The organism is Bradyrhizobium sp. TM233 (assembly GCF_036247965.1).
In the GTDB taxonomy this organism is placed as follows: Bacteria; Pseudomonadota; Alphaproteobacteria; order Rhizobiales; family Xanthobacteraceae; genus Bradyrhizobium; species Bradyrhizobium ottawaense.
Genome location: NZ_BTIG01000001.1, coordinates 1,247,441 through 1,264,837, shown reverse-complemented (window position 1 = coordinate 1,264,837; position 17,397 = coordinate 1,247,441). Strand labels below are relative to the sequence as shown.

15 protein-coding genes are annotated in these 17,397 nt (G+C 64.5%); 7 read left to right on the top strand and 8 right to left on the bottom strand.

Annotated features, from left to right (window positions below):
* Nucleotides 1-230 precede the first annotated feature (230 nt).
* Together AABA86_RS05915 and AABA86_RS05910 are read right to left on the bottom strand one after the other, a co-directional pair.
* Nucleotides 231-1,607 carry a cytochrome P450 gene (locus AABA86_RS05915; RefSeq protein ID WP_338306123.1) on the bottom strand — a complete coding sequence of 459 codons (1,377 nt, stop codon included), beginning with the start codon at nt 1,605-1,607 and terminating at the stop codon, nt 231-233.
* A gap of 243 nt (nt 1,608-1,850) precedes the next feature.
* Nucleotides 1,851-3,086: an LLM class flavin-dependent oxidoreductase gene (locus AABA86_RS05910; protein WP_338306122.1), complete on the bottom strand. Its 1,236-nt coding sequence runs from the start codon at nt 3,084-3,086 to the stop codon at nt 1,851-1,853.
* 463 nt (nt 3,087-3,549) lie between these two features.
* On the opposite strand from AABA86_RS05910, the gene AABA86_RS05905 reads away from it, so the two are divergent.
* Nucleotides 3,550-4,956 carry an MFS transporter gene (locus AABA86_RS05905; RefSeq protein ID WP_338306120.1) on the top strand — a complete coding sequence of 469 codons (1,407 nt, stop codon included), beginning with the start codon at nt 3,550-3,552 and terminating at the stop codon, nt 4,954-4,956.
* Nucleotides 4,957-5,102: 146 nt separating this feature from the next.
* Nucleotides 5,103-6,272, top strand: a complete 1,170-nt coding sequence (locus AABA86_RS05900; RefSeq protein WP_338306118.1) for an extracellular catalytic domain type 1 short-chain-length polyhydroxyalkanoate depolymerase — start codon at nt 5,103-5,105, stop codon at nt 6,270-6,272.
* 86 nt (nt 6,273-6,358) lie between these two features.
* Here AABA86_RS05900 and AABA86_RS05895 read toward each other — a convergent pair whose 3' ends face one another.
* Nucleotides 6,359-6,661, bottom strand: coding sequence for a hypothetical protein (locus tag AABA86_RS05895; RefSeq protein WP_338306117.1), 303 nt, complete (start codon nt 6,659-6,661; stop codon nt 6,359-6,361).
* Nucleotides 6,662-6,857: 196 nt separating this feature from the next.
* Here AABA86_RS05895 and AABA86_RS05890 point away from each other — a divergent pair, with 196 nt between their 5' ends.
* The gene (locus AABA86_RS05890) at nt 6,858-7,223 is read left to right on the top strand and encodes a winged helix-turn-helix transcriptional regulator (protein WP_338306115.1); all 366 of its coding nucleotides are present in this window, start codon (nt 6,858-6,860) and stop codon (nt 7,221-7,223) included.
* Between the two features lie 5 nt (nt 7,224-7,228).
* Here the strand turns inward: AABA86_RS05890 and AABA86_RS05885 are convergent, their stop codons facing one another.
* Both AABA86_RS05885 and AABA86_RS05880 read right to left on the bottom strand, forming a co-directional pair.
* Nucleotides 7,229-7,909: an MBL fold metallo-hydrolase gene (locus AABA86_RS05885; RefSeq protein WP_338306113.1), complete on the bottom strand. Its 681-nt coding sequence runs from the start codon at nt 7,907-7,909 to the stop codon at nt 7,229-7,231.
* 92 nt (nt 7,910-8,001) lie between these two features.
* The gene (locus AABA86_RS05880) at nt 8,002-9,117 is read right to left on the bottom strand and encodes a vWA domain-containing protein (protein ID WP_338306112.1); all 1,116 of its coding nucleotides are present in this window, start codon (nt 9,115-9,117) and stop codon (nt 8,002-8,004) included.
* 243 nt (nt 9,118-9,360) lie between these two features.
* Here AABA86_RS05880 and AABA86_RS05875 point away from each other — a divergent pair, with 243 nt between their 5' ends.
* Nucleotides 9,361-10,959: an alpha-amylase family glycosyl hydrolase gene (locus tag AABA86_RS05875; protein ID WP_338306111.1), complete on the top strand. Its 1,599-nt coding sequence runs from the start codon at nt 9,361-9,363 to the stop codon at nt 10,957-10,959.
* A gap of 170 nt (nt 10,960-11,129) precedes the next feature.
* Here AABA86_RS05875 and AABA86_RS05870 read toward each other — a convergent pair whose 3' ends face one another.
* A complete protein-coding gene (locus AABA86_RS05870; protein ID WP_338306109.1) occupies nt 11,130-12,830 on the bottom strand; it encodes an alpha-amylase family protein in 1,701 nt (566 codons plus the stop codon).
* Between the two features lie 168 nt (nt 12,831-12,998).
* Between AABA86_RS05870 and AABA86_RS05865 the strand changes: the two genes are divergently transcribed.
* Entirely contained in the window at nt 12,999-13,490 is a 492-nt protein-coding gene (locus tag AABA86_RS05865; protein WP_338306107.1) for an MmcB family DNA repair protein, read from the top strand.
* 156 nt (nt 13,491-13,646) lie between these two features.
* On the opposite strand, the gene AABA86_RS05860 is transcribed toward AABA86_RS05865, so the two are convergent.
* Both AABA86_RS05860 and AABA86_RS05855 read right to left on the bottom strand, forming a co-directional pair.
* Nucleotides 13,647-14,201 carry an ActR/PrrA/RegA family redox response regulator transcription factor gene (locus tag AABA86_RS05860; RefSeq protein WP_095424935.1) on the bottom strand — a complete coding sequence of 185 codons (555 nt, stop codon included), beginning with the start codon at nt 14,199-14,201 and terminating at the stop codon, nt 13,647-13,649.
* Nucleotides 14,202-14,304: 103 nt separating this feature from the next.
* Nucleotides 14,305-15,627 (bottom strand): ActS/PrrB/RegB family redox-sensitive histidine kinase, encoded by a 1,323-nt coding sequence (locus AABA86_RS05855; RefSeq protein WP_212243695.1) that lies wholly within the window; start codon nt 15,625-15,627, stop codon nt 14,305-14,307.
* A gap of 106 nt (nt 15,628-15,733) precedes the next feature.
* On the opposite strand from AABA86_RS05855, the gene AABA86_RS05850 reads away from it, so the two are divergent.
* Nucleotides 15,734-16,537, top strand: coding sequence for an ABC transporter ATP-binding protein (locus AABA86_RS05850; protein ID WP_338306104.1), 804 nt, complete (start codon nt 15,734-15,736; stop codon nt 16,535-16,537).
* Nucleotides 16,534-17,352: an ABC transporter permease gene (locus tag AABA86_RS05845; protein WP_212243698.1), complete on the top strand. Its 819-nt coding sequence runs from the start codon at nt 16,534-16,536 to the stop codon at nt 17,350-17,352. The genes AABA86_RS05850 and AABA86_RS05845 overlap by 4 nt, the downstream gene beginning before the upstream one ends.
* Nucleotides 17,353-17,397 lie beyond the last annotated feature (45 nt).

Here is a 17,397-nt window from a genome sequence, read left to right as displayed (position 1 = left end):
AAAGCGAAGCGTGCCCACGAATTCTTCATCGCGACGAACCGTGGGCACGGCGCTCCGCGCCTTTGCCCACCCTACGAGATCTCGTGCCCCGGACGCAGCGCAGCGCCCCGGCGATGCGAAGCATCGTCCGGTGCGGTGCGCTGCAGAGCCGGGGCCCATCGCTCCAAACTGAACGAGCTTCAAGATTCTGGGTCCCGGCTCGCGCTTCGCGCGTCCGGGACACGAGAAAATCAGACCGCCTTCACCCGCACTCTTAGCCCGTCCCGCGGCTTCGGGATCGGCCACATCTGCCAGTCCGGCTTGTAGCCCGGCTCCAGCGACACCTCGATGTTCTGCAAAAAGTGCCGCGCGAAGCATTTCGCCTGCATGTAGGCGAAGTGCAGGCCGAGGCACATATGCGCGCCGCCGCCGAACGGCACCCAGGCGAAGCGGTGGCGATTGCGCTGCGCCTCCTCGGTGAAGCGCAGGGGATCGAAGCGATCCGGCTCCGGCCAGATGTCCTTCATGTGATGCGTATAGAGCGGATTGACGCCGACCGCGGTGCCGGCGGGAATCGTAAAGCCCTTGAAGGTGAAATCGCGCATGGCGCGGCGCGGCATCGAGGGCACCGGCGGCTTGATCCGCAGCGCTTCCTTGAACGCCATCTCGGACAGCGGCATCTTTTCGAGATCGTCGAAGCTGCTCGGGGCGCCTGGCGCGAGCCCGAGCGCGAGAACTTCCGCGCGCAGCCTGTCCTGCCAGTCCGGATTGGCGGCGAGCTCGCCGATGAAGGAGGTCAGCGACGAGGTCAGCGTGTCGTGCGCCGCCATCATCAGGAAGCTCATGTGGTCGATGATGTCCTGCTCGGACAGCAGCGCGCCGTCTTCATGGGTGGCACGGCAGAGCTGGGAGAACAGATCATCGCCGCCGTGATTGCCGCGTCGCAGCGGGATCTGCTCGCGGAAATAGGCGACGATGCGCTTGCGCCCCCTGACGCCGGCGGCCATCTGGGTGCCGGGCAGGGGACGGCGGATCGGCGCGACAGCAGCGGCGACCATGTCGACGAAGGCGCGATTGATCTCGTCGACCTCCGGCCCGATATCGGCGCCGAGGAACGACGCCGAAGCGAGATCCAGCGTGAGCTGTTTCATCGCGGGGTAGAGCTGCATCTCGCCGGGCTTGGCCTTCCACTGCGCGACCCGCGCGGAGATGCCGCGGTCGAGATCGGCAAGGTAGGACTTCATCGGCCCGGACTTGAACGCGACCGACAGCGCCTTGCGGTGCAGCCGGTGCTCGTCGAAATCGAGCAGCATCAATCCGCGCGGAAACAACAGGCCGAGCACCTTGTTCCAGCCGTGGGTCGAGGAGAACAGCTTTTGCTGGTCGAACATCACGAGCTCGTTGGCCTCGGGCCCGAGCAACACGACATTGGTCTCGCCGAACACATGGGTGCGGTAGACCGGGCCATATTTGGCGCCGTTCGCCTCGATATGGCCCTTGGGATCGGCCAGCACCTGGAAGGTCTTGCCGATGATCGGCCAGCCCTCGTCGCCGGGAATGTGCGTCAGCGCGTTGCGTTTGGGCGCGGTGTAGTCGGGCGCCGGTGCGGCCACATTCTGCATCGACATGACGATTGCTCCGGTTGGCAGGCATCGCGAACATAGCACGATCCGGTCGCGATGAGCTGCGACCGTCTTGCGCACAAAATCGTCACACCCACCGCCGTCGTCCCGGCGAATGCCGGGACCCATAACCCCAGGGAGAAGTTGTGGTGCGAGGCAGGTAACTCCGAGTCTTCGTAAAGCTGCATCCGTGGCTATGGGTCCCGGGTTCGCGCTACGCGCGCCCCGGGACGACGAGCTGAGCGCGTCCTACCGCTTCGCCGCTTCCTTCTGCAGATCCGGCGCGTTGACGGCGGGAATGGCGACGCGGCCGGGGCCGGTCACCTTCAGCGCCTCGGCGGCCTTCTCGTTCTCCATGATCTTGGCCATCACCGCCTGGCCTGCGCGCTCGAAGATGGCGCGGTTCTCGATTACGAATTTTTGCGACCTGCGTAGGCCATCGATATAGCCGTTGATCTCGGGCACGACGTAGCGCGCCACCATGTCCCAGCTCCGGCGCGTGGCTTCCGGATTGGCCCAGTCATGCACGAAGCCGATGATGGCGCCGACGCCGCCGGAGACCTGCATCACGTTCTTGATGGTTTTGACGAGATCGTCGGGCGTGCCGATGGTAGACGCCGCGCCCTCGACGAAGGCGGTCTTGTCCACGGCCTCGTCGGGCGAGGAGAACGCGGTCAGGCCCGGCCGCTGCAGCGTGCCGACATTATACTCATTGTGCCAACGCATCAGCCCGGCGCCTGCTTCCTTGCGCGCCTGCTCGCGGGTCTCGGCGATGTGGAAGGTCAGGAGCACGCGCCAATCGGCGCGGTCGACCTTCGTGCCGTGCTTCTTCGCGGCGTCCTCGGCGAACTGCCATTGCTGCTGCAGCGACATCAGCCCTTGCGTCGTCATCGAGCCCAGCGAGATGATGCCGCAGCCGTATTTGCCGGCGAGCGTCATACCGGAGGGCGAGATCTGCGAGGCCACGACGAACGGCATCTCTTCCTGCAACGGCAGGATCTGCAACGCGGCGTCGTTCATGGTGAACCAGTCGCTCTTCGCGGTGACGCGCTCGCCGTTGAAGAGGCGGCGGATGACGCCGATCGCCTCGTCCTGGCGGTCGCGCTGCGTCATCGGATCGATGCCGAGCGTGTGCGCGTCGGAGGCGAGCGCGCCGGGACCGGAGCCGAAGATGGCGCGGCCGCCGGTCATGTGGTCGAGCTGCACCATGCGCTGGGCAACGTTGTAGGGATGGTGATAGGGCAACGACACCACGCCGGTGCCGAGCTTGATCCGCTTGGTGCGCTCGCCGGCCGCAGCCAGGAACATCTCGGGCGAGGCGATCATCTCCCAGCCCGAGGAATGATGCTCGCCGCACCAGAACTCGTCATAGCCGAGCGCGTCCAGCTGCTCGACCAGGTCGAGATCGCGCCGGAACTGGAGCATCGGATGCTCCCCGATCGGGTGATGCGGGGCAAGGAAGGCTCCGAACTTCAGGCGCGCCATGGCGTTCTCTCCGGCTTTGATTTTCTGTTTGTTGAGACCGTGAGGCTACGTGTCGGAGGGCGCGAACGCAATCGCGCGGTGTCCCGTGCGGCGGAATGCAGGCATGCGGCGAAGTTGCCTCTTCTCCCTCTCCCCGCTTGCGGCAGGGCTATCGCATTTGAGGCAACCTCCGCCGCGGCATATCCTTCGAGACGCGCGCCGTTGGCGGGCCCTCAGGATGAGGGCGGAGTACGCCGGTGCAGTTTCAAAGCAAACCGACGCAGTTCAGCCTCATCCTGAGGAGGCCGCGAAGCGGTCGGCTCGAAGGACGAGACGCTTGCTCCGATGTCGCCGCGAAGCATGTGCGATTGCCCTGCCGCAAGCGGGGAGAGGCGAAGAGTGCACGAATCTGACCTGTGAGGTAATCGCGCCACCGCCCACGACCTGAAATCATCAGGCAACGATAGTTCCGGGTCATGCGCCGATGCATCAGATCGTCACACAACAAGTCGATTCGTCCCACCGCTGGTGGGTGCTGGCCATCGTCGTGGCCGCCCAGTTCATGTTCGGCGTCGATGCCTTTATCGTGAACGTCGCCATCCCGACCATTGCGGTCGATCTGAATGCCACACCCGCGCAGATCGAATCCGTGATCGCGATCTATCTGATTGCCTACGCCACGCTTGTCGTCACCGGCGGCCGGCTCGGCGACATCCATGGCACCAAGACTATTTTCCTGGCCGGCGTGCTCGGCTTCACGGCGACCTCGCTGTGGTGCGGGCTCGCGCTCTCAGGGGTGGAGTTGATCATCGCCCGCCTGGCGCAGGGCGCGACCGCGGCGCTGATGGTGCCCCAGGTGCTGGCGACGCTGCATCTCCTCTTCACCGACGAGACGCGCAGCCGCGCATTCGCCATCTACGGGATCGTGCTGGGGCTGGCGGGTGCCGCGGGCTTCCTGCTCGGCGGCCTGCTGGTCACGATCGACCTCGCCGGCACCGGCTGGCGTTCGGTGTTCTTCGTCAACGTGCCCTGCGGCCTCGTCATTGCAGGTGCCGCCTGGCGCATCATGCCGTCGGTGCCGCGGCGATCAGGGACGAGGCTCGACATCAAGGGCAGCTTGGTCCTGTTCGCGGGGCTGCTGTGCCTGATCGGCCCGCTGCTTTTTGGTCACGATGTCGGCTGGGCACCCTGGCTGTGGGCCGTGATGGCGGTCGGCGGCGTCGTCCTCGTAGCGTTCCTGAAGCTCGAGCACGCAGTCGCTGGTGCCGGCGGCATGCCGTTGATCGACCTCACGCTGCTGGCGGATGCCGCTTTCCTGCGCGGGCTTTGCGCCGCCTTCTTTTTCTTCCTGGCCAATCTCTCCTTCTATCTGGTCATGACGCTGTTCATGCAGCGCGGCCTGAAAATCCCGCCGCTGTCAGCCGGCCTGGCCTTCATCCCGCTTGCGCTTGCCTTCGTCGTGGCCTCGCGCCACAGCGGCGCGCGGGCGCGTCATCGCGGCACCAAGGTGTTGATCGAAGGGTGTGCGCTGCAGATCGCAGGCCTCGCCGCGCTCGCGCTTGTTGCGGCCTGTATAGATGCGCCATCGCCGCTCCTGCTCGCGTTCATCATGATCATCTTCGGCTACGGTCAGGGACTGGTGATGGCGCCGCTCTCCGGCGCGGTACTCTCGACCGTCAAGCCTGTCGCCGCAGGCTCCGCGTCCGGCATGTACGGCACGACGGCGCAGGTCGGAAATGCGGCCGGAGTGGCCGCAATCGGCGCGGTGTTCTTCGCGGTCGATGCCCTGCAATCAGCGCGCGCAGGATTTCTGGTCTCGCTTGCGCTGTTTGTGACATTAATCATGATCTGTGCCGCATTTCTGTCGTGGATGCGTCGTGCATCGGCGTGAAGGCGAGGCATTGCGGTTAATTCGTGCGGATTTCGGCGGAATTTCCCGTGATTTTGGTGGATTGACAGCGCACGGTCTTTTTATTTTGCAATGCAGCAACTATCTGGTTTGGCTGAACGTTGAAAGCCGCCCACCAGGAAGTTGCCGTGTCGCTAGCCAAAAATGTTGATCTGTTGAGACGTCTGCCGAGGCTGGACGGTCTGCGCTTTGCCGAGCTCGGCCGAAGCGCGGATGCGTCCAGTCCATTGCAAGAGGTCACCGGCTTCGGCGACAACCCGGGCGCCTTGCGCATGTTCGCGTTCGTGCCGGCGCAGTTGCAGAAGCCGCGCGCGCTGGTCGTCGTGCTGCATGGCTGCGGGCAGACGGCAGCGGGCTACGATCTCGGCGCGGGCTGGTCGACGCTCGCGAAGCACTATGGCTTCGCGCTGCTGATGCCCGAGCAGCAGCGCATCAACAACGGCAACACCTGCTTCAACTGGTTCAATCCGGAAGATACGGCGCGGGACAGCGGCGAGGCGCATTCGATCCGCGAGATGATCGCGCATATGGCGGAGGCGCATCGCATCGATCCCAAGCGCATCTTCATCACCGGTTTGTCCGCCGGCGGCGGCATGACATCGGTGATGCTCGCGACCTATCCGGAAGTCTTCGTGGCCGGTGCGGTCATCGCCGGATTGCCCTATGGCATCGCCTCGAATTTGCGCGAGGCGCTGGACGGCATGTTTCATTCCCCGACGCGTCCCGCGCGCGAGCTCGGCGATCTCGTGCGCAACGCCTCGGATTATCGCGGTCCCTGGCCGAAGGTCTCGGTGTGGCACGGCAGCGCCGACCGCACCGTCAATCCCGGCAATGCCAACGAGATCGTCAAGCAGTGGCTCGATCTGCACGATCTGCCGGAAGCGCCGATGGCGGAGACCAATGTCGACGGCTATCCGCGCCAGGCCTGGTGGGGCAAGGACGGCGAGACGCTGGTCGAGTCCTACGCCATCACCGACATGGCGCACGGCACGCCGCTTGGGCTGGCCGACAACGACCAGCGCTATGGCGTGGAAGGCGCGTTCCTGATCGAGGCCGGCATTTCCTCATCCTATCACATCGCAAAATTCTTCGGCCTCACCGGCTGGATTGCAGACGCTGCAAAGGCGGAAGCCAAGCCGATAGCGCAGCCGGCACTGACGCCCGCGCCGCACCTCGCCCGCTCGATCCGCGCAGCGGTTGCCGAACAGCCGGCCGAGCCGACGCGCGAGGAGGCTCGCGGCTTCGATCTCGGCCAGATCATCACGCGCGCACTGACCGCCGCGGGGCTGATGAAGTAGCCCCGCTGTCGTCCCGGATCTGCGCTTACGCTTTTCCGGGACGACAGCCGAGTTTGTGGCGATGGCGTTGCTTCATCCCGCCTGAGCTACGCCGTCTGACCGATCCACTCGATCGGCGTCACCGTCACCTCGCCGCCGGCAACCTTCCGCGTCATCTCCTGATAAGCTCTGAAGAAGTCGCGCGATTGCAGCGCTTTTTGCGCGGCATCGTCACTGGCGCTGGCGAGATGGAAATAGCTGCCGTCGTCGCGATTCTTCAAGATGCGGTAGCCGATCCGCCCCTTGAGCTCCGGATCGCCGTCGATTGCCTTGACGAAGCGGCCGATCTCCTGGTGCCAGGCTTCCGTCGTGCCGTTCCTGAATTCGTATCGGATCATGAAGTGCTTCATGTGACGCTCCCTGTTCGTCGTGTGCGTCATCATCTGCGGCTTGCGAGCGATCCTGCAAGTATGGACAAAATTGATAGTATGGACTTTTTCGACGTCGCTCCTATCCTCTTCGCCATAGCGTTTTCGAGCGAAGTGGATGCCGGCTGGCGTGAAGAAAACGCGTCAAAACAAGAATCCGACGCGTGGAGGAGACGACATGGCGAAGGTGAACCCGGCGCGCACCTGTCCGGTCGCGGCCTTTCAGAAGCTGATCAGCGGCAAGTACAAGCTCCGCATCATCTGGGATCTGAAGGATGGCCCGCGCCGCTATGGCGAGATCAGGAGCGGCCTGTTGCGCGGCACGGAAGGCAGCGCCGAGATCACCCCGCGCGTACTCAGCCGTGAATTGAAGGCGCTGACCGAAAGCGGCCTGATCGACCGCAAGGATTTTGGCGAAGTGCCGCCGAAGGTCGAGTATCGCCTGACGCGCAAGGGCAAAAGCTTCGTGCCGGTCGTCGCCGCGATCCGCGACTGGGGCGATCGTCACCTCGGCGAGCCCGTGCTCACCGAGGCCGCCGAGTAAGACCGCTACATCTCGCCGGTGATGAACGGATTGGTCATCCGTTCCTGGCCGATGCTGGAGCCGGCGCCGTGGCCGCATATGAAGCCGACATCGTCGCCGAGCGGCAGCAGCTTGGTCAGAATCGAGTTGATCAGCGTCGCATGGCTGCCGCCGGGCAGATCGGTGCGGCCAACCGAGCCTGCAAACAGGACATCGCCGACATGGGCGAAGCGCAGATCCTTGTTGAAGAACACCACGCTGCCGGGCGAGTGGCCGGGACAGTGGAAGATGTCGAACCGCAGGCCGCCGATCGACACGCTGTCGCCCTCGTCGAGCCAACGGTCGGGCTCGAAATTGCGCACCCCGGTCATGCCGAACCGCGCGCCGCTCTCCACGACGTTGTCGAGCAGGAATTTGTCGGCGACATGCGGCCCCTCGATCGGCACTTTCAGCGCATCGCGCAAATCGGCCGCGCCGCCGACATGGTCGATATGGCCGTGGGTCAGCCAGATCTTCTCCACGGTGACGCCGGTCTGCTTGATCGCGTCCAGGATCTTCGGCACGTCGCCGCCGGGATCGATCACCACGGCCTTCTTGCTGGGCTCGTCCCAGATGATGGTGCAGTTCTGCTCGAACAGCGTCACGGGGACGATGATCGCGCCGGCCTTGGTTTGCGAAGATTCTTGGGTGTCGTTTTGCTCGGTCATGGCGCCACAATGCCGATTTTTGCCAGGCCGCCAAGCAAAAGATTCGTGCGAGAAGGCCGGGGGACGAACGTTCCCCGGCCTCCTCGCGGCAATCATTTGATCTGCGCTTTCAATGCCTCCCGGACGACCCCGTCGAAGGACGACGTCTTGGGCGACTTCGCGGCCTGCTCGGCGATATACTTGTCGCGCTTGCCGACCAGCGCGGTAAGTTTCTCGTTCAAGGCCTTGCGCTGCTCGACCTGCTTGGCGACTTCGGCCTCGCGCTGCTCGGGTTTCATGGCCCGCAGGTTCTCGGGCAGGTCGGCGTCCTTGACGGAGGCGACGTTGGTCGTGCCTTTGGCGGCATCGGCGACGAGATCGCCGCCGCCGGTGACGGCTTCCGCGGTCGAGGCGGATCTCTTGTTGATGTAGCTCGCCATGTCGGTTGCGGTTGCCCGCGAGGCCGCCGCAACGCTGGCCGTTTGCTGAACCTTCATCTCGGTCCGCTTCTGCGTTTCGCGCGGGCCATAGGGGATCACCGTGCCGTTGAGCTGCTGCTGCAGGATGATGATGTCCTGGTCGTAGGGCGTCTCGATCACCACGACCTGCCCGCCATCCTGCGGAATCGGGATGAAGCGGCCGCTGCCGATCTGTGCGATGTCGCGCCAGACTCGCTCGGTATCGCGGGCATCGCCGGCGAGCACGGCATTGACGATGATGTCCTTTTGCCTGGCGACCGCGAGCGTCGTCGGATATTTGGTGTCCTGGGCGTAGTCCATGTGCGGCGGCGCATCGCCGACCAGGAATACGATGTGCCTGGCCTCGCTGCCCGGCGTCCATTGCAGCTTGTTGACGGCGACGTCGAGCGCCTCGTTGACGCTTTCCGGCCAGTCGCCGCCGCCGCGCGCTTTCAGCTCGAGTAGATTGGCGTAGAGATCCTGGATGTCCCGGGTCAGCTCGATCTTCGACGTCACATAGTCGTCGCCAATGTCGCGATAGGCGACGAGGCCCATGCGGATGTCGGCGTCCGGATTGGAATCGACGATCGTGGTGGCGATCGACCAAATCTTGCGCTTGGCACCTTCGATCAGGCGCGCCATCGAGCCGGTGGTATCGAGCACGAAGGCCACCTCGACGGTCGGTTTGGCGAAGGCGGGAGATAGTCCTGCCGCGAGCGGCAATGTGGCGAGTGCGAAGGCGAGCGAGCACAGTGTGATGCGTGACCTCATGGGTCCCTCCAGTGGTTTCGTCCCTCGGAACCGAAGTTCCACTGGCATCGCGGTGGGCTGAAGCCGGAACAAAGGCCGGACTGGCGCGGAATTGCGGCGATTCCGGGCGGAACCACGCCATGTGGACCCGGGCGGCGCGTTCACTGCCGCCGACGTCACATAGCCGTCCCAAAGCCCTGTTGGTCTGAACCCCTGGCGCGATCTCGCGTTGCTTTCCGCGCGAAGCGCATTCGGGGGACGATCTTGGCTCAAGGCGATGAGAACTGGTGGCGCGACGGTATCTTTTATCAGATCTACCCGCGCTCGTTTCAGGATTCGAACAATGACGGCGTCGGCGATCTCGCCGGCATTTTGCAGCGGCTGCCTTACGTCAAATCGCTCGGCGTCGACGCGATCTGGCTGTCGCCGATCTTCCCCTCGCCGATGGAAGATTTCGGCTATGACATCGCCGACTATACCGGCATCGAGCCGCTGTTCGGCACGATGGCCGATTTCGATGCGCTGATCACCGCCGTCCACGACAACGGCCTGAAGCTGATCCTCGACCTCGTGCCGAATCACACCTCCGATCAGCATCCCTGGTTCGTCGAGAGCCGCGCCTCGCGCGACAATCCCAAGCGAGACTGGTACATCTGGCGCGATCCGGCACCCGGCGGCGGGGTGCCGAACAACTGGCTGTCCGAGTTCGGCGGCAGCGGGTGGCAGTTCGACGAGACCACGGGGCAGTATTATTACCACGCCTTCCTCGCCCAGCAGCCGGACCTGAACTGGCGCAATCCGGACGTCCGCGCCGCGATCTACGACGTGATGCGGTTCTGGCTCGACAAGGGCGTCGACGGCTTTCGCGTCGACGTGATCTGGCACCTGATCAAGGATGCCGAATTCCGCGACAACCCCCCCAATCCGCATTACGTCGAGGGCCGGCCGCCCAACGAAAGGATCATGACGCAATACTCCACCGACCAGCCCGAGGTGCACGACGTGATCGTCGAGATGCGGCGCGTCACCGACGAATTCGGGGCCCGCGTCCTGATCGGCGAGATCTATCTGCCGCTGCACCGTCTCATGGCCTATTACGGCAACGACCTCACCGGCGCCCAGATGCCGTTCAACTTCGCGCTGCTCTCGACGTTCTGGAGCGCGCGGTCGATCGAGACAATCATCGAGGATTACGAGAAGGCGCTGCCGCGCGGCGCCTGGCCGAACTGGGTGCTGGGCAATCACGACCGCCCGCGGGTCGCGAGCCGCGTCGGGCCGGAGCAGGCCCGCGTCGCCGCCATGCTGCTGCTGACGCTACGCGGCACGCCGACGCTCTATTATGGCGATGAGATCGGCATGCATCAGGTGGCCATCGCGCCGGAGGATGTCCGCGACCCCTTCGAGAAGAACGTGCCCGGCATCGGCGTCGGTCGCGATGGCTGCCGCACGCCGATGCAGTGGGATGCTACCGAATTCGCAGGCTTCTCCGCGGCGCGGCCGTGGCTGCCGCTGCCGGAGCACTATGTGCGCGACAATGTCGTCAACCTCGAAGCCGATGCGCGCTCGATCCTCAGCCTCTACAAACGCCTGATCACCCTGCGGAAGAGCAGTCGGCCGCTGGTCGCGGGCGATTATCATCCGATCGCGGCGCAAGGCGATCTCCTAATCTATCGCCGCGAGGCCGAGGGCCGGGCGGTGATCGTGGCGCTCAATCTCGGTCCCGATCCGGTCGCGGTCACCACCAGCGCGATCCGTTTCGGCAGCAGCATACTGCTGTCGACGTTCCTGGATCGCGAGGACGAGCGGATCGAAGGCGTGCTGGATCTGCGCGGCAACGAGGGGGTGGTGGTGGCCCCGCCGTGAGATGTCGTCCCGGACAAGCGCAGCGAAGCGGAGCGCAGATCCGGGATCCATAACCAAGGGAGTGGTTTGGCGACGATTCGGAGTTGCCCGCTCGCCACAAACTCCTTCCTGTGGTTATGGGTCCCCGCGTGCGCGGGGACGAAAGTGGGGTGTGCGGTTACAGTCGGGCACTACCCCGGATGCTTCTTCCCCCTCACCGTATCCCCGTCGATGTCGCTCCGCTTCAACAGATAGTCCAGCCCGCCGACGCGGTACCAGCGATAGCCATACGGCTCCAGCACGATTCGGTGCTGGCCGCGCTTGTCGGCATGGCTATGGTCCTCCGCGAGCAGGTTGATCAGGTGTGCGCCGGCCTCATCCGGCAGCCCCGCGGAGAATGCAATCTCGCGCGGCTTCTCGTCGAGGTTATGCACGAACAGCACCGAATTGTTGCGCCAGTCGTAGCGCATGATGAAGACGGCGGGATCGCGCACCGGAATGATCGCGAAATCGCCCCAGCCAACTTCAGGTACTTCCTTGCGCATGCGGACGATGCGCTCGGTCCAGTTCAGCATCGAGTTGGGATCGCGCCGCTGCTTTGCGACGTTGACGTGCGGATAGCCGTAAGGCCCCTTGTCGATCACGGGGCAGGCCGGCTTGTCGCTCTTGGTGAAGCCGCCATGCGGCTCGGTCGACCATTGCATCGGCGTGCGCGCGCAATTGCGTTCCGGCAGCGAGAGGTCGTCGCCCATCGCGATCTCGTCGCCATAGCGGATCACGGGCGTTCCCGGCAGCGTGCACATCAGGCTGTAGGCGAGCTCGAGCCGCCGGCGATCGCCGCCCAGCATCGGTGCGAGGCGGCGGCGGATGCCGCGGTCGTAGAGCTGCATGTCCTTGTCGGGGCCGAACGATTTGAACACGGCATCGCGCTGCGCCTTGGTCAGCCGTCCGAGATCGAGCTCGTCGTGATTGCGCAGGAACAGGCCCCATTGCGCCGAAGCCGGCCGCGGCTTGGTCGCCTTCAGCGCCTTCGCCAGCGGCCGCGAATCTGCGGAGGCCAGCGCATAGAACAGATGCTGGTTGACGTGGAAGTTGAACATCATGTGCATGCGGTCGGCATCCTTGCCGAAATATTCCATGTCGGTTTCCGGCAGCACATTGGCTTCGGCGAGGATGATGGCGTCGCCCTGCCGCCATTGCAGGAATTCGCGGAACGCGCGCAGCATGTCGTACTGCTCGACCGGCTTCTTCACCTTCGCGCCCTTGGTCGCGATCACGAAGGGCACGGCATCCATGCGGAAGCCGGAGACGCCGAGCTGGATCCAGAACCCCATGATCTTCAGGATCTCGGCCTGCACATGCGGGTTCGAGGTGTTGAGGTCGGGCTGGAAATCGTAGAAGCGGTGGAAGTAATACGCTCCCGCTTCCTTGTCGCGCGTCCAGGTCGATTTCTGCACACCGGGAAACACCATGCCCTTGTCGGCATTGGCGGGCTTCTTGTCGGACCACACATACCAGTCGCGATAGGGCGAAGTCTTGTCGCGCCGCGCCTCCTTGAACCAATGATGCTGGTCGGAGGTGTGGTTGACGACGAGATCGATGATGATGCGGATGCCGCGCTGCTTGCAGCCGTGGGCGAACTCGACGAAATCGCCGAGCGTGCCGTAGCGGGCATCGACGCTGTAATAGTCGGCGATGTCGTAGCCGTCGTCGCGGCCGGGCGAGGTCTGGAACGGCATCAGCCAGATCGTGGTGATGCCGAGGCCGTGCAGATAGTCGAGCCGGCGGAGCAGGCCCTTGAAGTCGCCGACGCCATCGCCGTTGGCGTCCATATAGGAGCCGACGGAAAGGCAATAGATCACGCCGTTCTTGTACCAGAGATCGTCGATCATCCGCGCAGCCTCGATGGTCCGCCGAGGTGCGGCGGCTGCGTGATAAGTGCGTGGGGGAGGGGAGGTTCCGTTCGTTCACTGTCATCCCGGGCTCGCGCTCCGCGCGCCCCGGAATGACGAATGGAGAGAGTGTCCGCCCCAAACGGAATCGGCTATCCTCCCCCCCCCATGGACAGCCCCGCCCGCAACATCGCCCTCGTGCCGCCATCCGACCGCCGCCAGTCGGAGACGGCGCTCGCGGTCGCGCGCGGCACCGCGCGGCTGCTGCGTTCGCTCGGCTTTACCTGCATCAGCGAATTGCCGCTGCCCTCGGGCCGGCGCGCCGATCTGGTGGCGCTGAACGAGCGCGGCGAGATCTGGATCGTCGAGATCAAATCGTCGGTGGAGGATCTGCGCGCCGACCAGAAATGGCACGAATACCGCGCCCATTGCGACCGGCTGTTCTTCGCCTTCACACAGGACCTGCCGTGCGAGATCTTTCCGGATGACACCGGCCTGATCATCGCCGACGCCTATGGCGCGCACATGCAATGCGAAGCGCCCGAGCACAAGCTCGCAGCCGCCACGCGCAAGCAGATGACGGTGCGGTTTGGAATGGCGGCGGCGCTTCGGATCAACCGGCTGGTCGATCCGCAAGGGCACGCGGATTTTTGGGAGTAGGACGGTCTCGTGTCCCGGACGCGCTGCAGCGTGAAACGCTGCTGCGCAGAGCCGGGACCCAGAGGCCGCAATGTATGCCGAGTCATGGGCCCCGGCTCTGCAGCGCACCGCTGAAGAAGCGCTGCGCTGCGTCCGGGGCACGAGTGCGGCGGAAACTTACCTCGGCGCGCGCTTGGCCAAAATGCGCTGCAACGTCCTGCGGTGCATGTTGAGCCTGCGCGCCGTTTCCGAGACGTTGCGGTTGCACATCTCGTAGATGCGCTGGATGTGCTCCCAGCGCACGCGGTCGGCCGACATCGGGTTGGTCGGCAGCTCGGATTTCTCCGCGCTGGTCGACAGCAGCGCCGCGACGACGTCGTCGGCATCCGCCGGCTTCGAGAGATAATCGATCGCGCCCATCTTCACCGCGGTGACGGCGGTGGCGATGTTGCCATAGCCGGTCAGCACGATCGCGCGCGCATCCGGGCGCTTCTTCTTCAGCGCCGAAACCACGTCGAGGCCGTTGCCGTCGCCGAGCCGCAGGTCGACCACGGCGAATGCCGGCGCTGCCTTGCCGATCTGCGCAAGACCGTCCGAGACGGTGTCGCACGACGTCACCGAGAAGCCGCGCGTTTCCATGGCGCGCGACAACCGCTCCAGGAACGGCTTGTCGTCCTCCACGATGAGCAGCGAGCGGTCGGTCTGTTCGTTCAGTTCGGCGATGGCGTTCAAGGTTTTGTCCTCTCTCCAACGCGACTACATATGGCCTCGCAATCGGGCGGTGCCAAGGCCGCCGATAGTCGATCGGCCCTGTTGTGCGACGCAAGGTCGCGGCCTATCCTATTGTTTCTTCGAGGCTCTCGATAGCCTCAAAACGCTGTCGCGGCCATGTGATCTGGACCACCGCGCCGTGTTCCGGAAAGATCCGGTTGGTAAACGAGACCTTCGCGCCGGTGCGTTCCAGCAGAGTACGCGCGATGAACACGCCCAATCCGAGACCGCGTCGCTCACCACCGCCGTCATCCGTATTTCGCCGCCGCGACAGATAGGGCTCGCCGATCCGGTTCAGGATATCGGGCGGAATGCCGGGGCCATCGTCGGAGATCAGAAGCTCGATCGTGTCCTTGTTCCACCACGCATTCACCTCGACGGTGGTATGGGCGAAATCGACCGCGTTCTCGACGATGTTGCCGACGCCGTAGAGGATCGCCGGATTGCGCGAGCCGACAGGTTCGGACACGGCGGCGACCGCGATCCGCACCTTGATCTCGACACCGAAATCGCGGTGCGGGGCCACCACCTCCTCGATCAGCTCCGACAGCTTCATGCGGTCGAACGGCGCGCCGGTGGAGGAGAGCTGGGTGATCTTGCTCAAGATGTCGCGGCAGCGCTGGGTCTGCTCGCGCAGCGTCTTCAGGTCGGCGGCAAAGCTGGCGTCCTTCACCGTCTTTTCCAGCTCGCGCGAGATCAAAAAGATCGTCGCGAGCGGCGTGCCGAGCTCGTGCGCGGCCGCAGCGGCGAGCCCGTCGAGCTGGGTCAGGTGCTGCTCGCGCGTCAGCACCAGCTCGGTCGCGGCCAGCGCGTCCGCGAGCTTGCGCGCCTCCTCGGTCACCTGGAACGAGTAGAGGCTGGTGACGCCGATCGCGAGCACGATCGAGAGCCAGACGCCGACGAGATAGATCGGCGGCAGCACCAGGGGATCGTCGGAATCCCAGGGCAGCGGCAGGTGGAAGAAGAACAGGACCGAGGCGCAGGCCACGGCCAGCACGCCGAGGCCGAACGTGAATCGCGCCGGCAGCGCCGTGGCCGAGATCAGCACCGGCGCGAGGAAGAGGAACGAGAACGGGTTCTGCAGTCCGCCGGTGAAGTACAGCAGACCGGCCAGCTCCACGATGTTCAGCGCGAGCAGTCCGGCCGCCTGCATCGGCTCCAGCCGCTGCAGCGGATTGGACACGGTCTGGAGCGCCAGATTGAGCGCGGCCGACAAGGCGATGATGCTGACGCAGGGGACGATCTCGACGTTGAATTCCAACCCCTGCGCCACGATGAAGATCGCGGCGAGCTGGCCCAGCACCGCCAGCCAGCGCAGCCGCAGGATCGTGTCCAGGCGGATATGCCGCTGCGCGTGGCGAAAGTCGGAAGCAGCAATTTCAGTCATATCGGCCAATGTGGCGGTGCCTTCCAAGATCACAAACGCTGGGCTCGCGGAACCACCGGATTACAAGCCTTGCGCTATCCGCTGCAATAGCAGAAGAACGACCAGCATGACCGAGAATGGCAAGGCTTCAAGTCGGCCGACTGTCGCGGAGCGCAGCTCGTCCGCGGCGATCGCGGTCGAGCACCTCGTCAAGGTCTACAAGCAGATCCGCGCCGTCGACGACATCTCCTTTTCGCTGCCGCGCGGCAGCATCACCGGGCTTCTGGGCGGCAACGGCGCCGGCAAGACCACGACCATCGCGATGATCATGGGCCTGGTGCTGCCGACCTCCGGCCGCGTACAGGTGCTCGGTCATGGAATGCCCGAGGAGAGCGCTGCCGTGCTGGGGCGGATGAACTTCGAGAGCCCCTATGTCGACATGCCGATGCGGCTCACGGTGCGGCAGAACCTCACCGTGTTCGGCAAGCTCTATGCGGTGAAGAACCTCGCCGGCCGCATCGCCGAGCTTGCGGACGATCTCGATCTCACCGATTTCATCGACCGCGCCAACGGCAAGCTGTCCGCCGGGCAGAAGACCCGCGTGGCGCTCGCCAAAGCGCTGATCAACCGGCCCGAGCTGCTGCTGCTGGACGAGCCGACCGCCTCGCTCGATCCTGACACCGCCGACTGGGTGCGGGCGCATCTGGAGCGTTATCGCAAGGACAATAACGCCACCATCCTCCTGGCTTCGCACAACATGCTCGAGGTCGAGCGGCTCTGCGACCGCGTCATCATCATGAAACGCGGCCGCATCGAGGACGACGACACGCCGGAGGCGATCATGGCCCGCTACAACCGCACCACGCTGGAGGAGGTGTTTCTGGACGTCGCGCGCGGCCGGGTGAACGGTGCCAAGGAGGTGGTGCGATGAGCGAGGTTTCCCTCCACCGCGGCATCTCCGTCCACCGCATCGGTGCAATGATCCTGCGCTACTGGTACCTCCTGCTGTCGTCCTGGCCGCGGCTGCTCGAATTGCTGTACTGGCCGGCGCTGCAGGTCATCACCTGGGGCTTCATCCAGTATTACATCGCCGAGAATTCCAATTTCTTCGCGCGCGCCGGCGGCACCCTGATCGGCGCCGTCATCCTCTGGGACATCCTGTTCCGCGGGCAGCTCGGCTTCTCCATCTCGTTCCTCGAGGAGATGTGGGCGCGCAACATCGGCAACCTCATGATGAGCCCCTTGAGGCCGATCGAGTTTTTGCTGTCGCTGATGGTCATGAGCCTGATCCGGCTTGCGATCGGGATCATTCCGATGACCTTGCTCGCCCTGTTCATGTTCCACTTCAATGTCTATGCCCTGGGCCTGCCCTTGATCGCATTCTTCTGCAATCTGATCTTCACGAGCTGGTCGGTCGGCATCTTCGTGTCGGGTCTCGTGCTGCGGAACGGCCTCGGCGCCGAGAGCATCGTCTGGACCCTGATGTTCGCGATCCTGCCGCTCGCCTGCGTCTACTATCCCGTCAGCGTGTTGCCGGCCTGGCTGCAATACGTCGCTTGGGCGTTGCCGCCCACCTATGCCTTCGAGGGGATGCGCGCGCTGCTGATCGAAAACACCTTCCGCGCCGACCTGATGCTGGAGGCGCTGGCCATCAACGCCGTCCTTCTGGTTGCATCTTTTGCAGCATTCCTTGCCCTTTTGCGCAGCGCCAAACGGCACGGCTCGCTGCTGTCAGGCGGCGAATAGCGTCACTTTCCCGTGGATTCCGGCTGGTTTAGTCACTTCGGCTAC